Source organism: Pseudonocardia sp. TMWB2A (genome assembly GCF_017312135.1).
On the sequence record NZ_QKQY01000014.1, the window covers coordinates 1 to 1,318 of the forward strand.

Sequence of the window (1,318 nt, forward strand, 5' to 3'; positions counted from 1 at the left end):
TCGCACTTACGAAGTCGACGCTTCCCGAAGAAATTCAGGACGTTGTCGACCGTCGAAACAACCGCGTCGAAGCGGCGTGGGAACACTACCGCCGCTGCCCTCAAAATATCCGCGAAACAGGCGACTACCGCGCGTCTGTCTTGCGTGACCTGCGCGCTGTTCGGCAGACCGGTGTTGCGATCATTCCGTCACGTGAAATTGTCGCTGAAGCGGAGTGCGAAAAAGGCAACGCATTGTCGGTCGCAACGATCGCGCGCTGGGAAAAGGAAGTGGTCGGTCAACACGCCGCTCACTGGCCGGCATTGTTGGTGCCGAAGTACCTCGGACGCACTGCAAAAGCCGACATCGAACCGATGGCGTGGGAGATCTTCAAAGCAGACTATCTCCGCCTCGAAAAACCAACGGCGAGCGCATGCTATTTCCGCCTCAAGCGCATCGCTGCTGAGAAGGGCTGGACAATCCCGTCTTTGAAGACGTTTGAACGCCGTTTAAGCACGCTTCCACGCAACGTCGTGGTCTACAAACGTGACGGTGAAAAGGCACTGATGCAGATGGTGCCGTCGATTCGCCGTGACCGCTCCGATATGCATGCGATGGAAGTGGTCAACGCCGACGGCCATAAGTTCGACGTCTTCGTGAAGTGGCCAGATGGCACGGTCGAGCGTCCGATCCTGCTGGGCATTCAAGATTTCATGAGCGCGAAGATCCTCGCGTACCGCGTTGCCAGCAGCGAATCCGCGCATTTGGTCCAGCTTGCATTCCGCGACATGGTGGAACGCTATGGCATTCCTCGCCGGGTGCTGTTGGACAACGGTCGCGCCTTCGCCGCCAAGGTCAACACCGGTGGAACGCCGAACCGATTCCGTTACACGGTTTCGGAGGATGAAGTGCAAGGCTTGATCGTCCGCATGGGCTGCGAAGTCAGCTGGGCAACGCCGTACCACGGCCAAGCGAAGCCGATTGAACGCGCATGGCGTGACCTTTGCGAAACCGTCGCGAAGTCACCGGCATTTGCGGGCGCGTACACGGGCAACAAGCCTGACGCGAAGCCAGAAAACTACGCATCACACGCCGTTCCGCTCGACGAGTTCATCGAGGTTTTGAACCGCGAAGTCGCCTTGCACAACGCACGCCCAGGTCGCCGTTCAACCGTCGCCAATGGACGCAGTTTCGACGAGGTTTTTGCGGAGAGTTACGCGAAGTCGCCGATCACCAAGGCAACCAACGCACAGCTGGCAGACCTGTTGCTTTCGGCACGCCTGCGCAAGCTCGACAGCAAGACGGGCATGCTCTCGCTGGAAGGCAACCGCTACTGGTG

Annotated in this window: 1 protein-coding gene; it reads left to right on the forward strand. The window is 59.0% G+C overall.

Annotation, left to right across the window (positions count from 1 at the left end):
* Positions 1-1,318: transposase domain-containing protein (locus tag DMP17_RS46310; RefSeq protein ID WP_337833052.1), on the forward strand; the 1,318-nt coding region annotated here is incomplete at both ends.